This window comes from Shimazuella sp. NTD248 (assembly GCF_059510395.1).
On the sequence record NZ_JCAJZT010000001.1, the window covers coordinates 323,455 to 342,448 of the forward strand.

24 protein-coding genes are annotated in these 18,994 nt (G+C 38.3%); 8 read left to right on the top strand and 16 right to left on the bottom strand.

The genetic code is table 11. The annotated features are described in order from the left end of the window. Positions 1-232: 232 nt before the first annotated feature. Positions 233-574, top strand: coding sequence for a hypothetical protein (locus tag AC5WOE_RS01690; RefSeq protein WP_496048264.1), 342 nt, complete (start codon positions 233-235; stop codon positions 572-574). A gap of 46 nt (positions 575-620) precedes the next feature. On the opposite strand, the gene AC5WOE_RS01695 is transcribed toward AC5WOE_RS01690, so the two are convergent. The 4 genes from AC5WOE_RS01695 to AC5WOE_RS01710 all read right to left on the bottom strand — a co-directional run bounded on the left by AC5WOE_RS01695 (position 621) and on the right by AC5WOE_RS01710 (position 3,200). Next, complete coding sequence (locus tag AC5WOE_RS01695; protein WP_496048265.1) at positions 621-953, bottom strand: hypothetical protein; 333 nt, start codon at positions 951-953, stop codon at positions 621-623. 108 nt (positions 954-1,061) lie between these two features. Further along, complete coding sequence (locus AC5WOE_RS01700) at positions 1,062-1,934, bottom strand: diacylglycerol/lipid kinase family protein (protein WP_496048266.1); 873 nt, start codon at positions 1,932-1,934, stop codon at positions 1,062-1,064. 28 nt (positions 1,935-1,962) lie between these two features. Next, positions 1,963-2,514 carry a class IV adenylate cyclase gene (locus AC5WOE_RS01705; RefSeq protein ID WP_496051756.1) on the bottom strand — a complete coding sequence of 184 codons (552 nt, stop codon included), beginning with the start codon at positions 2,512-2,514 and terminating at the stop codon, positions 1,963-1,965. Between the two features lie 260 nt (positions 2,515-2,774). Continuing rightward, positions 2,775-3,200 carry a DUF4395 domain-containing protein gene (locus AC5WOE_RS01710; RefSeq protein WP_496048268.1) on the bottom strand — a complete coding sequence of 142 codons (426 nt, stop codon included), beginning with the start codon at positions 3,198-3,200 and terminating at the stop codon, positions 2,775-2,777. Between the two features lie 316 nt (positions 3,201-3,516). Between AC5WOE_RS01710 and AC5WOE_RS01715 the strand changes: the two genes are divergently transcribed. The 3 genes from AC5WOE_RS01715 to AC5WOE_RS01725 all read left to right on the top strand — a co-directional run bounded on the left by AC5WOE_RS01715 (position 3,517) and on the right by AC5WOE_RS01725 (position 5,099). Next, positions 3,517-4,026, top strand: a complete 510-nt coding sequence (locus AC5WOE_RS01715; protein WP_496048269.1) for a hypothetical protein — start codon at positions 3,517-3,519, stop codon at positions 4,024-4,026. Positions 4,027-4,311: 285 nt separating this feature from the next. Then, positions 4,312-4,575, top strand: coding sequence for a hypothetical protein (locus AC5WOE_RS01720; RefSeq protein ID WP_496051757.1), 264 nt, complete (start codon positions 4,312-4,314; stop codon positions 4,573-4,575). Between the two features lie 203 nt (positions 4,576-4,778). Then, positions 4,779-5,099 (top strand): hypothetical protein, encoded by a 321-nt coding sequence (locus tag AC5WOE_RS01725; protein ID WP_496051758.1) that lies wholly within the window; start codon positions 4,779-4,781, stop codon positions 5,097-5,099. A gap of 106 nt (positions 5,100-5,205) precedes the next feature. Here AC5WOE_RS01725 and AC5WOE_RS01730 read toward each other — a convergent pair whose 3' ends face one another. The 3 genes from AC5WOE_RS01730 to AC5WOE_RS01740 form a co-directional block, all read right to left on the bottom strand. Continuing rightward, positions 5,206-6,141 (bottom strand): hypothetical protein, encoded by a 936-nt coding sequence (locus AC5WOE_RS01730; protein ID WP_496051759.1) that lies wholly within the window; start codon positions 6,139-6,141, stop codon positions 5,206-5,208. A gap of 40 nt (positions 6,142-6,181) precedes the next feature. Further along, a complete protein-coding gene (locus tag AC5WOE_RS01735; protein ID WP_496048273.1) occupies positions 6,182-7,057 on the bottom strand; it encodes a hypothetical protein in 876 nt (291 codons plus the stop codon). A 200-nt stretch (positions 7,058-7,257) separates the two neighbouring features. Then, positions 7,258-7,539 (bottom strand): hypothetical protein, encoded by a 282-nt coding sequence (locus AC5WOE_RS01740; protein ID WP_496048274.1) that lies wholly within the window; start codon positions 7,537-7,539, stop codon positions 7,258-7,260. Between the two features lie 247 nt (positions 7,540-7,786). Between AC5WOE_RS01740 and AC5WOE_RS01745 the strand changes: the two genes are divergently transcribed. Then, positions 7,787-9,118 (top strand): vWA domain-containing protein, encoded by a 1,332-nt coding sequence (locus AC5WOE_RS01745; protein ID WP_496051760.1) that lies wholly within the window; start codon positions 7,787-7,789, stop codon positions 9,116-9,118. 130 nt (positions 9,119-9,248) lie between these two features. Then, positions 9,249-10,538 (top strand): BaiN/RdsA family NAD(P)/FAD-dependent oxidoreductase, encoded by a 1,290-nt coding sequence (locus tag AC5WOE_RS01750; RefSeq protein WP_496051761.1) that lies wholly within the window; start codon positions 9,249-9,251, stop codon positions 10,536-10,538. A 292-nt stretch (positions 10,539-10,830) separates the two neighbouring features. Here the strand turns inward: AC5WOE_RS01750 and AC5WOE_RS01755 are convergent, their stop codons facing one another. After that, a complete protein-coding gene (locus AC5WOE_RS01755; RefSeq protein WP_496051762.1) occupies positions 10,831-11,376 on the bottom strand; it encodes an NUDIX hydrolase in 546 nt (181 codons plus the stop codon). A gap of 2 nt (positions 11,377-11,378) precedes the next feature. Further along, a complete protein-coding gene (locus tag AC5WOE_RS01760) occupies positions 11,379-12,161 on the bottom strand; it encodes a helix-turn-helix domain-containing protein (protein WP_496051763.1) in 783 nt (260 codons plus the stop codon). A 389-nt stretch (positions 12,162-12,550) separates the two neighbouring features. Between AC5WOE_RS01760 and AC5WOE_RS01765 the strand changes: the two genes are divergently transcribed. Together AC5WOE_RS01765 and AC5WOE_RS01770 are read left to right on the top strand one after the other, a co-directional pair. Next, positions 12,551-12,907, top strand: a complete 357-nt coding sequence (locus tag AC5WOE_RS01765; protein WP_496051764.1) for a TFIIB-type zinc ribbon-containing protein — start codon at positions 12,551-12,553, stop codon at positions 12,905-12,907. A gap of 82 nt (positions 12,908-12,989) precedes the next feature. Further along, complete coding sequence (locus AC5WOE_RS01770; protein ID WP_496051765.1) at positions 12,990-13,529, top strand: hypothetical protein; 540 nt, start codon at positions 12,990-12,992, stop codon at positions 13,527-13,529. 413 nt (positions 13,530-13,942) lie between these two features. Here the strand turns inward: AC5WOE_RS01770 and AC5WOE_RS01775 are convergent, their stop codons facing one another. The 7 genes from AC5WOE_RS01775 to ruvX all read right to left on the bottom strand — a co-directional run bounded on the left by AC5WOE_RS01775 (position 13,943) and on the right by ruvX (position 18,970). After that, positions 13,943-14,173 (bottom strand): hypothetical protein, encoded by a 231-nt coding sequence (locus AC5WOE_RS01775; RefSeq protein ID WP_496051766.1) that lies wholly within the window; start codon positions 14,171-14,173, stop codon positions 13,943-13,945. Positions 14,174-14,466: 293 nt separating this feature from the next. Continuing rightward, complete coding sequence (locus AC5WOE_RS01780; protein ID WP_496048281.1) at positions 14,467-14,703, bottom strand: hypothetical protein; 237 nt, start codon at positions 14,701-14,703, stop codon at positions 14,467-14,469. A 132-nt stretch (positions 14,704-14,835) separates the two neighbouring features. After that, positions 14,836-16,602 carry a peptidoglycan D,D-transpeptidase FtsI family protein gene (locus AC5WOE_RS01785; protein WP_496048282.1) on the bottom strand — a complete coding sequence of 589 codons (1,767 nt, stop codon included), beginning with the start codon at positions 16,600-16,602 and terminating at the stop codon, positions 14,836-14,838. A gap of 193 nt (positions 16,603-16,795) precedes the next feature. After that, positions 16,796-17,848, bottom strand: a complete 1,053-nt coding sequence (gene mltG, locus AC5WOE_RS01790) for an endolytic transglycosylase MltG (protein WP_496048283.1) — start codon at positions 17,846-17,848, stop codon at positions 16,796-16,798. Positions 17,849-17,986: 138 nt separating this feature from the next. After that, complete coding sequence (locus tag AC5WOE_RS01795; protein ID WP_496048284.1) at positions 17,987-18,259, bottom strand: DUF1292 domain-containing protein; 273 nt, start codon at positions 18,257-18,259, stop codon at positions 17,987-17,989. A gap of 13 nt (positions 18,260-18,272) precedes the next feature. Further along, on the bottom strand, positions 18,273-18,548 hold the full coding sequence (locus AC5WOE_RS01800) for a DUF1292 domain-containing protein (RefSeq protein ID WP_240873432.1): 276 nt from the start codon (positions 18,546-18,548) through the stop codon (positions 18,273-18,275). Then, positions 18,545-18,970 carry a Holliday junction resolvase RuvX gene (gene ruvX, locus AC5WOE_RS01805; RefSeq protein ID WP_496048285.1) on the bottom strand — a complete coding sequence of 142 codons (426 nt, stop codon included), beginning with the start codon at positions 18,968-18,970 and terminating at the stop codon, positions 18,545-18,547. Before ruvX ends, AC5WOE_RS01800 begins: the two co-directional genes overlap by 4 nt. Positions 18,971-18,994: the final 24 nt, after the last annotated feature.

Sequence of the window (18,994 nt, forward strand, 5' to 3'; positions counted from 1 at the left end):
AGAAAAGAAATACGGATTTTACTCATAATATTAACATGAAATTAAAGATTGCACTTTTATTTCTGTCTGATTACAATTCAGAATCGACTGAAGCAGCTTAAAGTGCCAGCGTCCCAAGTAAACATTCCTAGATTCTACAATCATTTAATATGTTTTTCCTAAAGAGAAATCTTGTACATAAAACAGAAGTGTGATTACATATAAAAGAAAATTGTACACAAAGGAGATAACTATGGCTTACCCCTTATTAGCTGACGAACTAATCCAACCAGTCATCAAAATATTTTCAAAAATCCCTGTATTAAATGTCATCACAGCAATCATTGTTTTCTTATTTTTGTTTGTGCTAGGTTTCCAATATTTAAATATCGCCCTATCTACAAGAAGTGTTAGAGATGTATATGCACGGCGTTATAGCATCTTTACCCGTTGGGCTATTCACAAATCACTGCCAGAAAGTGATAAGCATTATGGATCATATCGTTTTGGAATTGCGATCGTTGGCATTGCTTTCATCATTACTCCGATTGTTGTTTGTGTAGTAGAAATCAAGCGAGCATTAGGCTCTATGTGAAAGAAAAGCTCCCTTTCGCACTCATTGACGCAAAAAGGGAGCTCTTTTATTGTACCAATTTAATAATCGTTAAAACGATAGCTAATATCACATAAATAAATGCCCAATATTCAATCGGTATAAAAAATAAAGCATGTCTTCCACCTTTTGAATATCCTTGTTGCCCTGTTGCTTTATCTGTATATACTTTTGGTTTATTCAAATATTTCCCTACAAACCAAATAACAACAGCAGCAGGCAAAAATAGGAGATAACCGATAATTTGTGCATCCCCTTCTAGTGGACCATAACCCAAGCCAGAAATAATCGCATAGCCTAACCATTGAAATAATGCCGCAATCAATAATACCAAGATACCCCAGCCACGCCAAATAATCACGTTCGTTCCCCCCTCCTTTATAACGAGATTTTTCTAATCTAAGAATATATGTTTTAATCAAATTAACATAATAATTATTTTTTGTAAAATAATTATCTATTAATGAAACTATAATAGAAAAAGCTCTTGGGGAATGATAGATACATGCAAAGTATGATTTCCAATTTCTTCACCATCTGCAAAAGCCCACATATTAGGTGTTGTCCGCACAACTGCTTGTTTCCCTTGTAAAAAAGTCACCGCAGAATGTCCAACATGTTTTCCTGCGTATACTTTAGGGAAAATTTTCAAAAAGGATAGTTTCTTTAATTTATGAACAATACAGATATCCATTTGCCCATCCCCTGCATCTGCATGCGGGGTAATCATCATACCCCCTCCAAGGCTTTTACCATTGGACAGAGTCACCAGCCAGACATCTTCAAAATCGTAATCGGTTTCATCTAAGCGAAGCTTTAACGTAAACGGTTTAAACCTTCTGAGCGCCAGCAATGCACCAACAAAATAACTCGCTTTCCCTAAAAATTTCTTCCAACTGGAAGCATCCACTCTTCGAGATACATAACCATCAAAGCCCGCACTGATGTAACAGAGCATCACTCTATTTTGCTCCAAGAGGACATCGGTCTTTTTTACCTCATGTTGAACGATTCGATTCCAAGCAAGTAAAGGATCAAAAGGAATGTGCCATTCACGGGCGAAATCATTTCCAGTACCTGCTGGGATATAACCCAGTGGGATATCTGTGCCATGTAAACCATTGGCTACTTCATGCACTGTCCCATCTCCCCCAACAGCGATAACAGCAGTCCAATTTCCTTTTAAACTTGCCTCTTTCGCTAATTGGACTGCTTCTCCTTTGTGCTGTGTAAACAACACTTGGTATTCTACTTTTGTCTGCTCCAGATGCAGCTCAATCTGCTTCCAAGCTGCAAGGCCTTTTCCTCTACCAGCATGTGGATTTACAATGAATAAATGCATCACTTACCTCCTTCTTAGGAGCTTCTCTTCAAGTATAGCTTGAAAATGAAACAAACCGCAGATCTTTTATCTCTTTTAAGTTTATTCCATAATGAGCATATATTTTCAGTGTATTTTCTCCGATCAATTGATCTTTTGAATAACCAAGCAATGTTGCGATTCGAATCACCTCTTCGTATGAATCGGCTTCTATTTCTAGATAAGGAGGTATCTTCGGCCAACGATCGATTTCCAATCTAGCGCCTTCCAATTGAAAACTGCTCCGATAGTTTTCTTGGTACCATTTCTCTTGATATCCCAACCGGCTTAAAAACTCATCTGTTTTATCAAAATCATCGACAATGAGCTCTGTTTCATCTGTTCCATCGATTCCATCGTGCTTGATCTCTTTATAAGTAAGTGTCACTTCAAATCCAGTATCACGAAGACGAATAAATTGGCTTAAGTCTTGCTTTTTGACAGAGTACACATATCTCCGCATCAATGATTGACGGATTTCCGCTCCTCCACAAGCAATAATTTTCTGTTTGATCTGCTTAGGATCCATATCCAAAACCCTTGCTTCATATTCAATCGCCAAAAATAACCCTCCAAATCTTTTCTTTCCACAAAACAATGGTAGGTTTCATTTCTTTAAACCTACCATTTTTGTACATATACTTCTGACTTTTTATTAAACCACTCTACCGCAAAATCTACCATTTCCTTTTTGAAAGACCAAACGCACTTCTTCATTCCCTGCTTTTCCCTATATCACACCATGTCTACTGCTCCCACTTGAGGACATAGCTCTGTGATATCAATAAACAAAACATATCTTAAAAAATAAATCAATCCTAATTACATATAAGTACCTTTTTGATTCTGTCTGTGTTTCCATTTTAGATATTGGAAACGAATGAAACAACCAATGCAAAATCCTAAAATAGCCACCAATGAGGCAACCGCAACCATAATAGCAAAAATATATCCGGTAATAGGAGAACCAGCAATAAATCCAAGCAGACTGAGAGCTAAGCAAATAACAGAAATCCATTGATTGAATTGTTGTTGATCGCGATCCTCTTGCAAATACGAAGTAAGCGGCTTTTTCAAAAACGGAGCAACAATATAGAAAATGGGGTTTTTCTTAAAAAGAATGCTGAAAAGACCTACAAATAGTGGAATTGATAACAGGTAGTACTCTCTTATAACTAAGGATAAAACAACTGTAACGAAAATGAACCACTGATTCGCACGTACAAATGGAATAGGAATCCCTTTCATGAGATCATCTCCTTTCATCAATTACAATCATTATAACCTAGTTTATCAATCGGATTATAATTGTTTTTGGGTACAACTTGTTCGAGATGTAACTGCTGATAAACTCACATCTCCCCATTTTTCACGAAATAGAATGACAACAATAAAAGGGAAATTATTTATATGCTTGATTCCTAAAAGACTAAAGAGCAAACGGCTCATGTACATTCACAACATTTTCCACTATGATAATGATAAGCAATGGTAACCGCTAATTGCGCACCACTAAGGAGTGAGCAATGGTAACCGCTAATTGCGCACCACTAAGGAGTGAGCAATGGTCGACGGGTTCAGCCTGATCTTTGCGGAGCCTCTCTACGTCTTCAGCCACCAGGAAATCGACGAGTACAAGGTCTTCGTCAAAGTGGCGAACGGCCGTATCCAGTACTGCATCGCCAACGTCAAGGACTGGGGCGACGTTCCAGACACCGAGAACGCCAAGGTGGTCTTCGATGAGAACTTCCCCATGGTGGAGTTCTCGAAGGACTCGAACAAGGAGAGCATCCAGCTCTCACAGCTGCTGGGAGAGCACATCGGCACCTTCTTGGAGATTCGCTACCGCTTCGGCATCAGTGCACCCCATGGGCGTAAGATCGACGCCAGGGTGGCGAACAGTCGTATCCAGCACCGCTGTCCCACCATCATGGAGAAGTGGGAAGACGTTCCAGGTACCGAGAACGCCAAGGTGGTCTTCAACGGAAGCGGCGACTCCCCTATGGTGGAGTTCCCGGAGGGCCTGAATCGTGGGATCACCCCGCTCTCGAAGATCCTGGAGGAAATCTACTAGACCAGCTGACACCCCTTGGGGGATGGCGACCAACTGACGTGTGTCAGATGGTCGCCGGTCAAATTTTTATCACATTCCTATAGATGCAAATAAGGGGCTTTATGTAACCATAAGGCTTCTTTTATTTATTTAAAATTTCATAAAATTAAATGTTTATCTCTACAATAGCTATACGTATTTACAAATTAAAATTTTAAAATTATTATCGAAAATAACAACGAAAGTTGTGTTTTATACACCACTGAGGAGAATAGAGCTAAGATGGCTAGGAGCACGGACCATTACATGGAATTTCAGCGTCGGGAGGAAGACGGAACATACATGTTTCTCCTCAACGATCTCAAGCAGTTCGTCTTCCTCGTCAAGGAGATGGGCAACGAGTTGGGCTTCCGAATCAAGCAAACGATGACGGAGTTCCGAGCACTCCCGGGAACCTCTGGTGCGGTCATTCAGTTCGATGGGAACAATCCTCCCACGGTGATCTTCCCCAATTCCATAGAGGAGCCCCTCTCCCAGGTGCTCAATAGGCGTAACGAGCTTCGCGGCTGACGCTTCTTCCCCTTAGCGGTGGCGGCCAGCTGATGCACCAGTTGGCCGCCGGTCGAATGGTAATTTTATTGATATACATGTAACAGAGAGCCATAAATGGCTCTCTGTTCTTTTGCTTATAAAAATGACAATTATTCTTTTCTTGTATAGAAGAATGAAACATAATAGAATGAAAATTAGGTAAATACCGGATGGAGGTTGAGATGTCGAACGGTAAGACCCCGATCAAGCTGGAAGACACGGTCAACGAGACGGTGAAGGAGTTCGTCCAGCAGAACCTGACCCAGGTTCCTCTTCTCCAGACCAACCCGAACACCGGGCTGCCGGAGCTGAGCTCGACGGTGTACACCTCGATACGGCAGTCTGTCATCAGCAGGATGCTCACTGCCGCAAGAAGGCAACACCCGCAGATGACTGCAATGGAGGTCCCCACAGAGTTCGATCGGCGACTCCCCGTGCTTGTACTTCCCGCGCTTCTCAAGGAGATCTCGGAAGCGTCCAAGCGTACTCTCCCCCTGTCCTGAAATCCATCTCTGATTCAATCAAGAGAATGGATGAAAATCAGACCGCTGTTCACAAATGTGATCAGTGGTCTGACGGCTTTTTAGCCTTATCCAATTTATGTGTTTTCTATTTGGCATCAGGCGGCGGGGTTATTGTACCAGTGAATTCCTTTGTTGTTTCCGCCGACCATTGTTCCTCTATATAAAACGGAGGAAACTCTTTTATTTTCCCATCTTTCCCTCTCTCAGTAGATATGGTGGGAATACGAATAGATGATACAACGGAAAACTTTTTGATCATAAAGTTGTTTTGATCTACCCATATCTCAATGATCGGATTTTTAAATTGAGCCTGATCATACAAAATGGTTTGTCCAGAATCTTTCTTTAGTTTGCCTTCCAAAAATTCCGTAGCATGATAGTAGGGGTAATTTTTCTTATAAAAATCAAAGAGCTGTTTATTTTCATTAAAATACGCTTTGTCGAAGATAAGTTTATACAAACCATTCTCTTGGGTTACTTTTATATTTTTATCATTATTGATTTTAAGCAACTCATCTAAAAATTTCGCTCGAAAAGGTGCAGATACCTTACCTAGAGGAGAAACACTCCACTGTTTGTCTTCCTTTGTTTTGTAATATATTTTGCCATTTACATCGTATTCCTCTTGTTGGAAGACGTTTGTATCCCCTCCATCATCTTTATATCCTTTTAAATTCACCTTAAAGCTCGATTCGTATTGTCCAGTGATATGACTGGCATAGGGGGTAAATATACGATCATGTTCAAATTTGCCTATTCGAACATTTGTAAAATTAATCGGCATTCCATCTTCTGCTTCTGATTGAAACGTATGTTCCAATTTGTACTGTTCGGTGAAAGATTCCCCTTTCATTGTATTCCATTTTTCTTTCGCTTTTTTTATTATTTCCATTGCACTTTTTAAATTGGTAGTGTTGTCTTCTTTTGATTGAGTGGCAGTAGTGTTCGTTTTGGAAGAACATGCAACTACAAACATACTAAGTATTGTTATGATTCCTAAAAGGAGTACTTTTCTCGGCATATTTTTTTCATACCTCTTTCCGTTCGAAATATCGGTCTGTTTAGTGATATTCTGCTTCGCTCTTCTCTTCTGCTGTTACTTTATCTTTTGGCTTGGCAATTGTATTCGATGCTGGTGAAAATGTTAAAGTTTCCTTTACTACAACAGGCTCACCCTTTTGGTCTTCCACATATCCATCTTTTTCTTTCAGAATAACCATGATTTCTGCATTCGTTGTGCTCTCTACCTTTGTGATGCGATTGGTTTTCTTATCTATCCACATCTTGAACTGATAAGAATCCAGCTGAATACCATTCGTCGATAATTTCGTATCTAGTTGGATATCAAATATAACTAGACGTTTTTCACGTTTTAATAACTTTTCTAACTCTGTATCTTCATTCTCTTTTTGACTTCTTTCCTTTAATTCACCAGAAAGTACGATAGAGTTCCCTTCGTCTTTTACGACAACTTGATCCCCCATTGCTTTCGCCCGCTCAATGAAATATGTTTTTGTAATTGCAGGATAATTATCTTCATTCAATTCCGCCTTAGCAGCATTTTCTTCTTTACCTTGTGGGATAACCTCATCGAGAATATCATCATATACCCATTCGGTACCGTTTATGTAAACAATCGGATCTTCGTCCTTATATTCACCTTTTACTTTTTGGATTTGGAGATTATTATCGTCAACATAATGAATTTTATATTCTTCATCTGTATTCCTTTTGGTTTTAGCAGTGGAAGTTACACTAAATTTGTAATCAATATTGGATGAAGCCTTTTGCATCACTGGTTCAACTTTTTTTAGCACCTCATCTACTTTTTGCGCATCACCTGGTGCAGGCAAAATAGATTCGACAGCAGAACAAGCAGTTAAAAAACTTAAGATCGCCATAAGAAAAATAATGTTTCTTATTCTTTTCATTTTCACTCTCTACACCTCTTATAAGATTACTTATCCAATATAAAACTTAAACAAATATAAAACTATAATATTTTGTTTAAACATAATTTAGGAATAGATAGATTGTCAAGATAAGCGCAAGGATTGCTTATTAGAGAAAATTCATAAAAAACTACCTAAAAAGGACAAAAAGGGCCAAATCCTCCAAATGGATTCAGCCCTTTTCATTAAAACTCGCCTAAATCAATGATCTCCTCTAACTCAGAAAACTGCTCATCCATGATCTTCTTCAAGCTTGGATTCCAGTTTGTTTGAATTACTTCAACAACTTCATCTATCTTTCTCATCACTTTTCGTTCTCCATCGACATAAACAACCCAACTCTGTTTTTTTCCTGTGAATACTCGGTCTATCTCTACAAAATGATCTGGCTTATTTGTCGGAAAGCGAACTGCTTCTCCTACTCTCATTTTCATCAAGGTTGATCTGATTTCCATTACTTTGGACATAGTTGGAGGTACCCCTTTTACCAATTCTCCGAACGTATTATGCTCACTGTCCTTATTGTATGTATAAATCGAAGAAAACTCAACTTAAACAAACAGATATCCATTTTATTGTAATAATCCTGTTTCTGTTATTCCTTCATTTTTTTGATACGCTTCATTATGTCTTTGTGAATCTTCCAATTTCTTTGTGTATCTCATTCTTTTTACTTGATATAAAATAAATTTTATTCATACAATACCTACTGAGGTGATCAAACTGATACGAAAATTTTCTTACACGATCTTGATAGCAATGTTAGCTCTTACCGGAGCTTGTTCTTCAAAGTCGGATACTACAAATGAAAAAAACACGCAAATCCAAAACCAAACAGAAAGTCATCAAGCAGCAACGGATATTTCTGGAATGCTGAAAGAAGGTCCAGGGCCTTATGCGGGCAACAATTATGATAAAGAAAAATTGGAGCAAGAAGTATTGAACAAGTTTACAAAAAATACTTCTGCCCAAGACATATATAATCAACTTGTCTACAACTTGGCTGAAAATTATGAAGACGGTATACAAAAAATTAATACCATCAGCCCTATTTACACTTATGATACAAATCGCCCTGGGGAATCTGCCCAATCCCAAGGAGAGACAACGAAGAAGGTTCATGTGCAAATTCTTCTTGATGCTAGTGGCAGTATGAATGGAAAAATCGGTGGGAAAACCAAGATGGAATTAGCGAAAGCAGCCGTGACCCAATTTGCTTCTTCCCTTCAAAAAGGAGCGGATATTTCCTTGCGTCTGTATGGAAACAAAGGAAGCGGGAGCAATAGCGACAAGCAGTTGTCCTGCTCTCAAACAGAAGTGGTCTATCCCTCTTCTGCCTATGATGCCAATGCCTTTTCCACTGCTTTGCAACAAGCCAAACCTGCTGGCTGGACTCCCATTGCCAAAGCGATTGAAGATGCAAAAACACAGATCAATCAAACAAAAGAAACCGATGCAGAAAACATCCTTTACATTGTGAGTGATGGAGTGGAAACTTGTGGTGGAAATCCAGTCCAAGCAGCACAATCGATTCATCAATCCAATATCAAAGCAGTTGTCAATATTATCGGATTCGACATCCCTTCTAAAGACAGACAAGCCTTAGAGAAGATCTCACAAGCTGGCGGTGGAACATATGTAGATGTGAAAACAGAGGAAGAATTACAGAGAGAAATGCAGAAGGCTCAATTTGACCTTTGGCTAAAGTGGACACGATGGGGGGATAACAACTGGGTCAGCATTGAAAAACAGTGGTCGAAAAAATGGATGGATCGAACAAACGAAAAAACAGCATTGATCAAAAAAATTCTCCAAGAAAATAAACGTTATGCCGAAGCAATGATCTACTTGCAAAACAAAGGGATACTAGATGGAAATAGATATAGTCAACTATATAACCTCACCCAAAAGAGATATAACATGATTTCCGATGAAATCGATCGAGTAGCAAAAGACAAAGAAGACCAATTGGAACACGCGAGACAAGAAATAGAGGCAAAAATTAAGATTGAAAAAGACCAGATGACAAACAAATATAAACAATAAGTGTCATGACCAGCTTGTAATAATGCTGGTTTTCTTTTTGTTTCACATCAATCATGGTAAAGTAGTGAAATGATAATAACAAAGGAAACCTTTTCACATATAAGAAACAAGCTCGTTTGGGAGGAAAAATATGTTTGATGTGATCGTAATAGGTGGAGGTCCCGCTGGTTTAATGGCAAGTGCTTCTGCTGGGATGCATGGAGCAAAAGTTCTATTATTAGACAAAGGAGAAAAGCTAGGAAAAAAACTTGCGATTTCTGGCGGTGGTCGCTGCAATGTTACAAATATCAAAGAAATTGATGAATTGATCAAAAATATTCCTGGTAATGGTCGCTTTTTATACAGTGTTTTCCCCGTATTCAATAACCGTGACCTCATGCACTTTTTTGAAGATTTAGGTGTGGAATTAAAGGAAGAAGACAATGGACGGATGTTTCCAGTTACGGATAGCGCAAAAACGGTTGTTCAAGCACTTATTAAAAAAGTGCAATCCGTAGGAACAGAAATTCGTGTTAATACTCCTGTTAAACGGGTTTTATATGAAAACGGCCAAGTAAAAGGAGTAGAAACCCATACGGGGGAATCTTTTTTCGCTCCCTCTGTAGTAATAGCAACAGGTGGCATCGCCGCCTCCCATACTGGTTCTAGTGGTGACGGGTACATTTGGGCTAAAGAAGCCAGACATACCATAACGGAACTATTTCCAACCGAGGTTCCCCTTACTTCAAATGAATCTTTCATCCAACAGAAAACATTGCAAGGATTGGCTTTACGAGATATAGCGATAACTGTATTAAATCCGAAGGGTAAGAAATTAATTACTCATCGTGGCGATCTCTTATTTACCCATTTTGGCTTATCAGGCCCGACTGCCTTACGTTGCAGCCAATTCGTTGTAAAGAGTATTAAAAAAACCGGAACTCCCTCCATTATGATTCAAATAGATTTATTCCCTGATCGAAATAGAAATGATTTGGAACAATCTTGGTCGAAACAAAGTAGAGAACAAAGCAAAAAAACAGTACGAAATGTTTTCAAACAGTGGCTGCCAGAACGACTTATACCTTTGTTGCTCGAGCGATCGAAAATGGATCAAGACTTAACTTGTTCCCATTTGTCAATGGAACAACTATCCTCACTTGTTTCATTATGTAAAGCATTTTCAGTTGAAATAAACGGAACCTTACCTATAGAGAAAGCATTTGTTACTGGTGGAGGAGTCCATATAAAAGAGATCGATCCAAAAACCATGCAATCAAAACTCATGCAAGGACTATACTTTTGTGGGGAGATTTTAGATATTCATGGTTATACGGGCGGCTATAACATCACTGCTGCATCTTGTACTGGTTATGTTGCTGGTAAAAGCGCGGCAACAAAAAACGTAAAAACAAATTTGGAATACCATCCCCATTCCTAAGCACAGTTAAAACATAATGAAGACTTTTGGGAGACGGTGGGGAAGGGATTTAATAATAAATAAAAGGATAGCCTCTTAATTTGTCCCGAGTCTCCCAAAACTTCTTCCCTTACCAACTCATAAAGTTTAAATTGATTTTCTTGATTGTTAGGTACATGTGCTTATCGAAAAAAAGAAACAACTTTGTTGTTTGACTTGTAACTGATTTTATTCGTTTTATCTAATTCTAAGATTAGTTTTTTCATTCCATTCTCCAATTCTTCTGGTTTAATTTCATCACTTATTTATTCACTCAGCTTCTCTTTAAATATGAAAGTAATACATTTCTTGTCGAAGGAAATGCAAGTGAATCCCAAGGAATAAGATCAAAATCGAAAAAATTCCCCCTTTGACTTTCTATGTTAACCATCACATTTTCACTATCTGCAATCGCTTCATAAGTGAGTTGGATAAGCCCATCTTTAACAGAAGAAAAGGTATGAATAATTTCATGTACCTCTACAGAAAGACCCGTTTCTTCTTTTACTTCATTTTTTATGGTCTCAAAAAGATCATTCCCACGCTCTACATGCCCCCCAGGAAATGCCCATAATCCTTTCCCAGGTTCCTCGTTTCGTTGAAGCAGCAATACTTTATTCTTTTCTTTATTTAATACGAATGCTACTACTGCAAGTTTTGGGTCTAAGTAAAAAATGAACTGACAATGATGGCAAATTAATTGAGGTTGATTGGGTATATGTACATCTTCCAGAGAAATGGAATGACCACAACGAGGACAAAATTTAAAATCTTCCTTTTTATACTTCCATTGATAGGTGAAATAAACATCGCTGCTCATTGTTATATCTCCTTGCTGATAGATTCATTATGCCAAAGGGAATAAAACTTCATCTTGACTTGTTCAAATAATGTGTGTTTGCCTTTGATTTTGTGTAATGTAAATCGTGGTCTATTTTTTTCGGGAATATAATCTGTAATTTCAACCACTATCTTCCCTGTTTCTCCATTATCAAATCCAGTAATGATATATGGAAAAATGGTACTGTATGTCTTTATTTTCAAACGAGACATAAGCTCCATTGGTAATGATGTTCGAAGTTGTTTTAGTTTCCGAATGGAATTGCGGATTTCATAGTGAAAACTTCTTCTGTCATCCTCATCTTCTAAAAATGTAATGATAGAGAAATTTGCAGTGATCCAATCAGGATCTAAAATAAGTAAACATACTTCACCAAACCTTAACTTTTCTTTTAGAATATCACTGGAATCTTCTGCCAAGTGAATCATAGATGTTCCAGAAATAAAACAATTTCCATCTGCTTCTAAGAGGCAATTTTTATAATCTAAAATCCGATCATTCGATTCATCTGTAAGTTTCATTACACCAATGTGATTAAATTCACTGTAACTGGAGTTTGTTGATCTGAATGGATCATACTCAGAAAGACCTACCCTCCAGAGAGGAATTTGTAACATCTTACATAGTTTTCGAACCGTTTGTAAATCAGAAATCTTTTTTATTCCCCTCTCCACATCGGACACATAATTTGCACTTACCCCCCACTTTTCAGCCAACTGAGCCTGTGTCATTTTTAAATTCTCTCTTCCTTCACGAATAGTCAATCCATAATGGTAATCTATTGCCCTTCACCTCTTAGTCATACCAGTTGGTGTAAATATTCTTTTTCCATCTGTTATGAATTTAGTAAAAAAACATAAATATACGACTACCAGAATTAATATACAGTCAAATATCTGTTTCATCTAATTTTTCACACTTAACATCGAATAAAAATACCATAAAATACAAATAAAGGTTTTCTTACATATTCCGACTACCTAGTTTATTCTTATTCTTCCAATTATAAACCATAATAAAACTAGGCATTCCGACTTATTGTGCTAATTATATAATTCATACTCCACCAGTCAAGATATCCAAGCGATTAGCAAGAACATTAAATTGAGATGCAAGAGTATGGAGGTCGCTTCTGGAAGGAATGATCAATTGCATGTTATATGGAATACTTAGAATCCCTATCTACAAGAATTTTAGAGATAAAAAATTTAGTAATAAAGTACATTGTGCAAAGCCTACAATCCGAAAAAAGAACACAGTTAATATCCTCAGTAAAGATGGCAAAGAAATTCACCTGGATATTTTCGATTTAAATTACTTAGATATGCAGAATGGACACAAATTTATTACAGGAAAAGTACGAGAAGAGAGAGGAGGTGATCCAGTGAGTAAACCAAAATGCCCAAACTGTAATACCTCTAGTACAGTGGTAAAAACAGATGATGGTAACTATGGATGTCAAGAGTGCGGAGATTTCTTCGATTCTAAGGGTAACAAACTTAAAAAATAAAGATAGAGGTAAATCGGTTATAATAGAGGAACTATCTCATATGGGTGGTTCCTTTCTCTTTACAATATAAAGGAGTGCTATTATGGCTAGAATGGTAGATCTTGACGCTTTTCTGCTGGGGATAAAACCAGCCTACTATGAGCATGAATCTTCTCCAACAATGGTGAAAAACAGGGATAAACTAGTTGGTTATCCTTATATCACAGAAAGTATTGATATTGTCGAAGGTGAAAAATACTTCTTATTCTTTCAAGACAATGAGTTAAAAATTGATTTTACAAAGAAACTTCATAATGTTACACCCCATTCTCCTGAATTTCATGAGCTGTTAGGGATAACTCTTGGATATCCTCCAGCAGCCGCTCGCTTCTTTGCCACCTGTAAAACTGATTCAAACATGAAAGTTCACAGATTAGCTATTCGCTATGCTGGTATTCGTTGTGTTAGTCACGTAGATGAACTAATAGACAATGCAAAATGGTTATGGGATCGTTATTTAGAGGAAGAAGATATGAAAATACTCATAGGCACACGTTTTTATCCCGTACAGCGGTATGATGCAAAAGAATTAGAAGGTATTATCCAAATACATTATCAACAGCAAACAGCATCTTCAGTGTAATCAAGGCGGGATATCCCGCCTTTTATTTGTCCTCCGAATCTAATTTCAACGTCTTCCACAAAATTTCTATTTCAACCTCGTGTTTGGTAAGAAGGATAAAATTAGCGTTAACCTGTATATCTTTCACAACTTCTTCGCTGATCTCTTCAGTATTCTTACTACTACAAAACCCAGTGTAATTTTAGCAGTATAGTAATGTAGTTCTGACCTTGTAATAGTCAGGTCATTACCGTCATCTTGAAACAATCAAATCTTATTTTTTGATCATATTTGCATCATCATCATTGATAAATCCATCCCAACCCATTACTATTCCGGCCTAATGTTATTCAGTTCTAAATCTTGACCAATACCATTAGGCGGGTGGACTGTTATCCAGTCCGCCCTAGAAACCCTATGGGTTCCAATGCCCATCAGCTATTGAGCAGGCAGTCCAGAGCCTTGCTCCTGATTTGGAGTCGCTGCGACTTGGTGAGGTCCGACATCATTTCGTTCAAGCCGAAGGCGAACGATTCCGTCACGCCGCGGAGGTGATGCATTCGCTCGATGTATTCGAGGATCTTACGGACAAGCTCCTCTTGTTGTGCGGATATCTGCTCATCCGTGACAGACGGCTGTTCGGACTGTTTGTCGAGAGAGCTCATAGTCTTCCCTTTTCCGCATGATGGTTGGACTTTAAATATACCATAAATTCCGAACTCAGCATGCTGTATTCAAAAAGTTGAGTTTCATTTCCCCGCCAAACAGAAGATCTGATTACTTCTAATGAAACCTTCATTCGCGTTAAAACATTGCAAGGATTGTCGTTACAAGATGCAGAGAAGTGGGAGTATATAGGAGGTTACAACATTACAGCTGCCTTATGTACGGGCTATGCAGCTGGAAAAAATGCAGCAGATTAAATAGAAAATCCCCGGCACATTAGCGGGGATTTTATCTATCTTGGATTGGAGAATGGGTACTGTTTGGGATTTGATAAATCGGGCTTAGTATCTTGTTGATCTATTTCCAGTTCCTCTACCCCAAATTCTTCTAGAACGCGTCGGCATAAACTGATCTCTTGACCAACCAAAGGATCATTATGATCAGATTTTAACAATAAGTTTTGATATTGCAATAAAGCTTCTTCAATCAGGTCTAGTTCTGCTTTACTAAGATGGACTGTTATCTTCATCTATCCCTGCTGTTACCCGTTGCCAATGGGAACTTTTGTAAACCGATGTGGCTGTGGGACAGCCTGCACCTCCTTCATGTATTCCTACTCATCTTAACACAAACGAGAAAGCGTACCCATCGGCAACTTCGATCATTTCATCGGAGTTAGGGTACGTAAAACATCCATCACTTCCTGATAAATCTTCTTCGCTCGGTTATCCCCCGAATCTTTGACATTTTTTATAACAACGGAAACGGCATACTGAGGCTTGGAATAAGGTGCAAATCCAATCATCCATTTGTTGTATAGCAATTTATCCACACCTACTTGAGCTGTCCCCGTTTTTCCAGACAATTGCCAGTTATCTCGTGATAGGGAACGAGCTGTCCCTTTTGTAACAACCATCCGCATCATATTTTTTACTGCATTTATCGTACTCGGTTTTAGGGCTTTTGCATTTGGTATATATTTATTGGTAAATTTCCAGATACTTTTATTGTTCTCATCCTTAATTTCTGTGACCAATCTTGGTTGGATCGGCATACCTCGATGAAACAATGCTGTGATCATATTTACTGCTTGAAGGGGAGTAACTTTAACATCCCGCTGTCCAATCCCAGTCTGTACTGCTGCTCCTTGATCATGTAAAGAAGTGCTTTTCGCATAAATCAAACCAGTACTCTCTTCCGGTAATTGACTAAAGTTATCGTCACCTGGAATTTTACCACTCCACCCTATTTTTTGGGCTAGTCCTAACCTCTTGGCGTATGCTTGTAACTTTGCACCACCTAATTTTTCTGCAACAGAACCTAGAACAATATTACAAGAATTTGCATATGCCTCTGAAAAAGTCTGTTTGCCATGCACTTCTCCATCTGCATCTCGCAGATGATACTTACCATCGAGTGATCCTTTGCATACATATGGTGTTTTTGGTGAAGCGATACCTTCTTCAAGAGCAGCTACGGCAACGACCGTTTTAAAAATAGAACCAGGTGTTGTTTCAACCAATGCTTCATTGATCCATGGAGCTAGGGATTCATCTTTCGCAGCCGAAACTCCTGCCATCGCAAGTATATTTCCTGTGGATATTTCTTGTACAACTACTGCGCCTTCTTCGACTTTTGCTGCTTTTATTATTTCTTCCACTTTGGTTTGCAATGTCAAATCTAACGTAGTCACAATCGTTTTCGGATCGCTGGCTTGTTTGGACTTTGAACCTGTTACTTTTACCTGAACACCATTTAGCGCTTTCCCTCGGCCATCCGTTACAAAGCGAACAAGGCTCTCGCCCTCACCATGGAGAAAACGCTCAAAAGCGTATTCCAAACCAGTCATACCAAACCTAGATTGGAGCGAAAATTTGCCTGACTCTACTTCTTTTGGGTAACGATCTTTTAACACATATGCATTTCGAATCAGCCTGCCGATTACTTGTTTTGCTACTTCTCCCTCTGTCATTCGATTATCCGATTGTACTGCAATTATTCCAGGAATATGAAGCGATTCTATCATATTAACTTGATCTATTGTTAGTTTATAAGGAGAAAATACAGATGGTTTTTTTAACGAAACCAACTGTTGTTGAAAAGTTTGAAAAGCAACACCCAAAAGAGAGCTCAGTCTTGATAGCTGTTCTCTTCTCAAGTCAATCTGATCCCGAGTTTGAGGAAAGACAAACAATCTCCACTGCAATTCACCGACGAATGGCTTTCCATTTCGATCTAATATTTTACCTCGCTTACTATCCAAAATGATCTCCCTAGATTGGACTTTTTCCGCAAGAGCTACTAAATCTTTTTGGGCAACAGAGAAAGAGTGGGTGGAACTCACTTGAATCTGGTAAAGTCGATAAATCAAGCCTGAGAGTAAGCCTACCAACAAAAAAAGCACTATCCATATACGCCAAATTTTCATCTGCTTTCCACTCCTCCACCTTACCAGCTTAGGCAATATAGAGCAGGGATAAACGAATAAAAATAAGACCAAAAATAGATAGTTAATTTGCTCATTTCTAGACAATTTTTAGTTATGAAACAAACAAGCGCGTTAAGTCTATCTCATCAATAAAAACCAACAGAACAGGCAAAAAATCACCCGTTCTGTATATCTACTTTGCTGATTTTTCATTTTTGTTACTCTGTGCTATTTTTACTAATTGTTCTTTATAGGTTTTACTGAAGAAGTGAGTATTGGTACCATCTTGTTTTGTGACATAATACAGATAGGAATGTTGATCAGGGTCTAATGCAGCTTGCAGTGCCTCTATACCAGGATTGGATATCGGCCCTGGAGGTAAGCCTTTATTCAAATAAGTATTATAGGGACTACTCAGTTTCGTGTCATTATGGCCTAATTTTTTCTTTATGATCCCATTTAAACTATAGGCATATATGATCGATGCATCCACTTGAAGTGGCATATGAATTTTTAAACGATTGTAGATAACCCCAGAAATGATCGGTAACTCTGACCGTACTCGACCTTCCCTTTCAATCAGAGAAGCGATCGTAACCCATTGATCAATATTGTACTTCGAATTCGAATTGATCAATTTATTCCTAGCATCCAACTCATTCATTCGTTTTGCAAATTGACGCACCATTTCACTAACGATTTCTTCACCAGACTCTCCTCGATGGAACTCATATGTACTTGGGAAAAGATATCCTTCCAACTTATATTTTCGAGCTGGCGTTTTCTTAATTTCCTGCTCAAAAGTAAATAGATCTTTATTATTCGGACGATTAACTGCCTTTAAAAAATCTTCTTTGGAAAAACCTTTCACTTGTAAAATATTTGCAATTTCATTCACGTTTTTTCCTTCAGGGATGGTTACTTTAATAAGGTCTTGCTTTCCGATAGCAATCTTATTTAAAATTTCATCTAAATTTTCATTAGACTTAATCTCATATGACCCTGCGAGGAGATTTGTTCTCTGCCGATAAACGGCATAATAACGAAAAAACCAATCTTCTCGAATTAAGTTTTTACTTTTTAAGATGCTCCCTATCTGTTTTAACGAAGAATCTGGCTCGATATCAATTTCCACTGCTTTTGATCGAGACGGGGATTCAAGTGTCCAATCAATAAAGTAGTAGCCTGTAATGATCCAACCAGCAAGTAAAACAAACGTTAGAATAATGCGAAGAAACCACTTCATCAAGAACTTCCTCTCATACAACCTTTCCCACATGAAAAACTGACATGCAAGACCCTAGGATGGGAGTTGATTAAAGTGCTAGTTTCTATGTTAACATACTTAAAAATAAAAATAACGAGGAATATTCCTCGTTATTTGTCAATCATAGTAAGTATTCAGATGGTAATGAACAGCATCCAGTACATTTTCCCATTCATCTGCCGTCTCAATTTCACCAATTTGTCCATCTGCTAACACTTCATATAAATATGCTTCCCCAACACCGTGCTGAGTTCCTTGCATAAAGGCATAGTGTACCCCATTTACTTCTACTTCGTGAAGAACCCGCAAGATCTCCTCTCCCGCAGACCTGGTATGTACATAGGACATACCATCTTCTAACTTATCCCGTAAATGAGTCACTTCTTTCATATCCACTTACTCCTTAGATTTCTTCAGCATCAAGTAAGGTTTGCAATACTTCTTCTAACATTTCCCATTCAGCATCATCTTCTACAGGAGATAGTACGAGATCGTCTCCATTTTCGGAGTATCGGAAAGGATACACATCTTGTTCTTCTTCTTCCGAAGCACTTGTTGGTACGAGAAAAACATACTTGATACCTGTAGATGGATTTTCAAAATAAGTAACTACCTCAAAATCCTCTTCTCCGCCATCTTCTTGTGAGATTGTGATGATATCTACTTCATGTTCTGTCATTGGTATTTCCCCCTATTTGCATCTAAATAGCCTTGTAATATCCATTGTGCGGCTACTTGATCTACTACTTGTTTTCTTTTTTTCCTGCTCACATCAGCCTTGATCAAAGACCTTTGCGCAGCCGCAGTGGATAGACGCTCGTCCCATAAGTCTACAGGAAGAGCATAACGTTCTTTCAGCATATCTGCAACCTGTTTGCTAGCTTCACCTTTTGATCCAATGGTGCCATCCATGTTTCGCGGAAAACCGACAACGATTCTTCCTACTTCATATTCTTGGATAAGGGTATCTAGACGATGCAGCCAATCAGGGGTTTGTTTCTTGTCAATAACTTCCAGTCCTTGTGCTGTTAACCCTAAGAGATCGCTCACTGCAATCCCAATACGTCTTTCACCCAAATCTAAAGCTAAAATTCTCACCATTACAAACGGTCCTTCTTTACTAAA

Bases quoted from the DNA above. Each gene is read 5' to 3' on its own strand.
- AC5WOE_RS01690 (WP_496048264.1), top strand. From the start codon at position 233: ATGGCTTACCCCTTATTAGCTGACGAACTAATCCAACCAGTCATCAAA.
- AC5WOE_RS01700 (WP_496048266.1), bottom strand. From the start codon at position 1,934: ATGCATTTATTCATTGTAAATCCACATGCTGGTAGAGGAAAAGGCCTT.
- AC5WOE_RS01710 (WP_496048268.1), bottom strand. From the start codon at position 3,200: ATGAAAGGGATTCCTATTCCATTTGTACGTGCGAATCAGTGGTTCATT.
- AC5WOE_RS01715 (WP_496048269.1), top strand. From the start codon at position 3,517: ATGGTCGACGGGTTCAGCCTGATCTTTGCGGAGCCTCTCTACGTCTTC.
- AC5WOE_RS01720 (WP_496051757.1), top strand. From the start codon at position 4,312: ATGGAATTTCAGCGTCGGGAGGAAGACGGAACATACATGTTTCTCCTC.
- AC5WOE_RS01725 (WP_496051758.1), top strand. From the start codon at position 4,779: ATGTCGAACGGTAAGACCCCGATCAAGCTGGAAGACACGGTCAACGAG.
- AC5WOE_RS01730 (WP_496051759.1), bottom strand. From the start codon at position 6,141: ATGCCGAGAAAAGTACTCCTTTTAGGAATCATAACAATACTTAGTATG.
- AC5WOE_RS01740 (WP_496048274.1), bottom strand. From the start codon at position 7,539: ATGTCCAAAGTAATGGAAATCAGATCAACCTTGATGAAAATGAGAGTA.
- AC5WOE_RS01750 (WP_496051761.1), top strand. From the start codon at position 9,249: ATGTTTGATGTGATCGTAATAGGTGGAGGTCCCGCTGGTTTAATGGCA.
- AC5WOE_RS01755 (WP_496051762.1), bottom strand. From the start codon at position 11,376: ATGAGCAGCGATGTTTATTTCACCTATCAATGGAAGTATAAAAAGGAA.
- AC5WOE_RS01765 (WP_496051764.1), top strand. From the start codon at position 12,551: ATGTTATATGGAATACTTAGAATCCCTATCTACAAGAATTTTAGAGAT.
- AC5WOE_RS01770 (WP_496051765.1), top strand. From the start codon at position 12,990: ATGGCTAGAATGGTAGATCTTGACGCTTTTCTGCTGGGGATAAAACCA.
- AC5WOE_RS01775 (WP_496051766.1), bottom strand. From the start codon at position 14,173: ATGAGCTCTCTCGACAAACAGTCCGAACAGCCGTCTGTCACGGATGAG.
- AC5WOE_RS01780 (WP_496048281.1), bottom strand. From the start codon at position 14,703: ATGAAGATAACAGTCCATCTTAGTAAAGCAGAACTAGACCTGATTGAA.
- AC5WOE_RS01785 (WP_496048282.1), bottom strand. From the start codon at position 16,602: ATGAAAATTTGGCGTATATGGATAGTGCTTTTTTTGTTGGTAGGCTTA.
- mltG (WP_496048283.1), bottom strand. From the start codon at position 17,848: ATGAAGTGGTTTCTTCGCATTATTCTAACGTTTGTTTTACTTGCTGGT.
- AC5WOE_RS01795 (WP_496048284.1), bottom strand. From the start codon at position 18,259: ATGAAAGAAGTGACTCATTTACGGGATAAGTTAGAAGATGGTATGTCC.
- AC5WOE_RS01800 (WP_240873432.1), bottom strand. From the start codon at position 18,548: ATGACAGAACATGAAGTAGATATCATCACAATCTCACAAGAAGATGGC.
- ruvX (WP_496048285.1), bottom strand. From the start codon at position 18,970: ATGGTGAGAATTTTAGCTTTAGATTTGGGTGAAAGACGTATTGGGATT.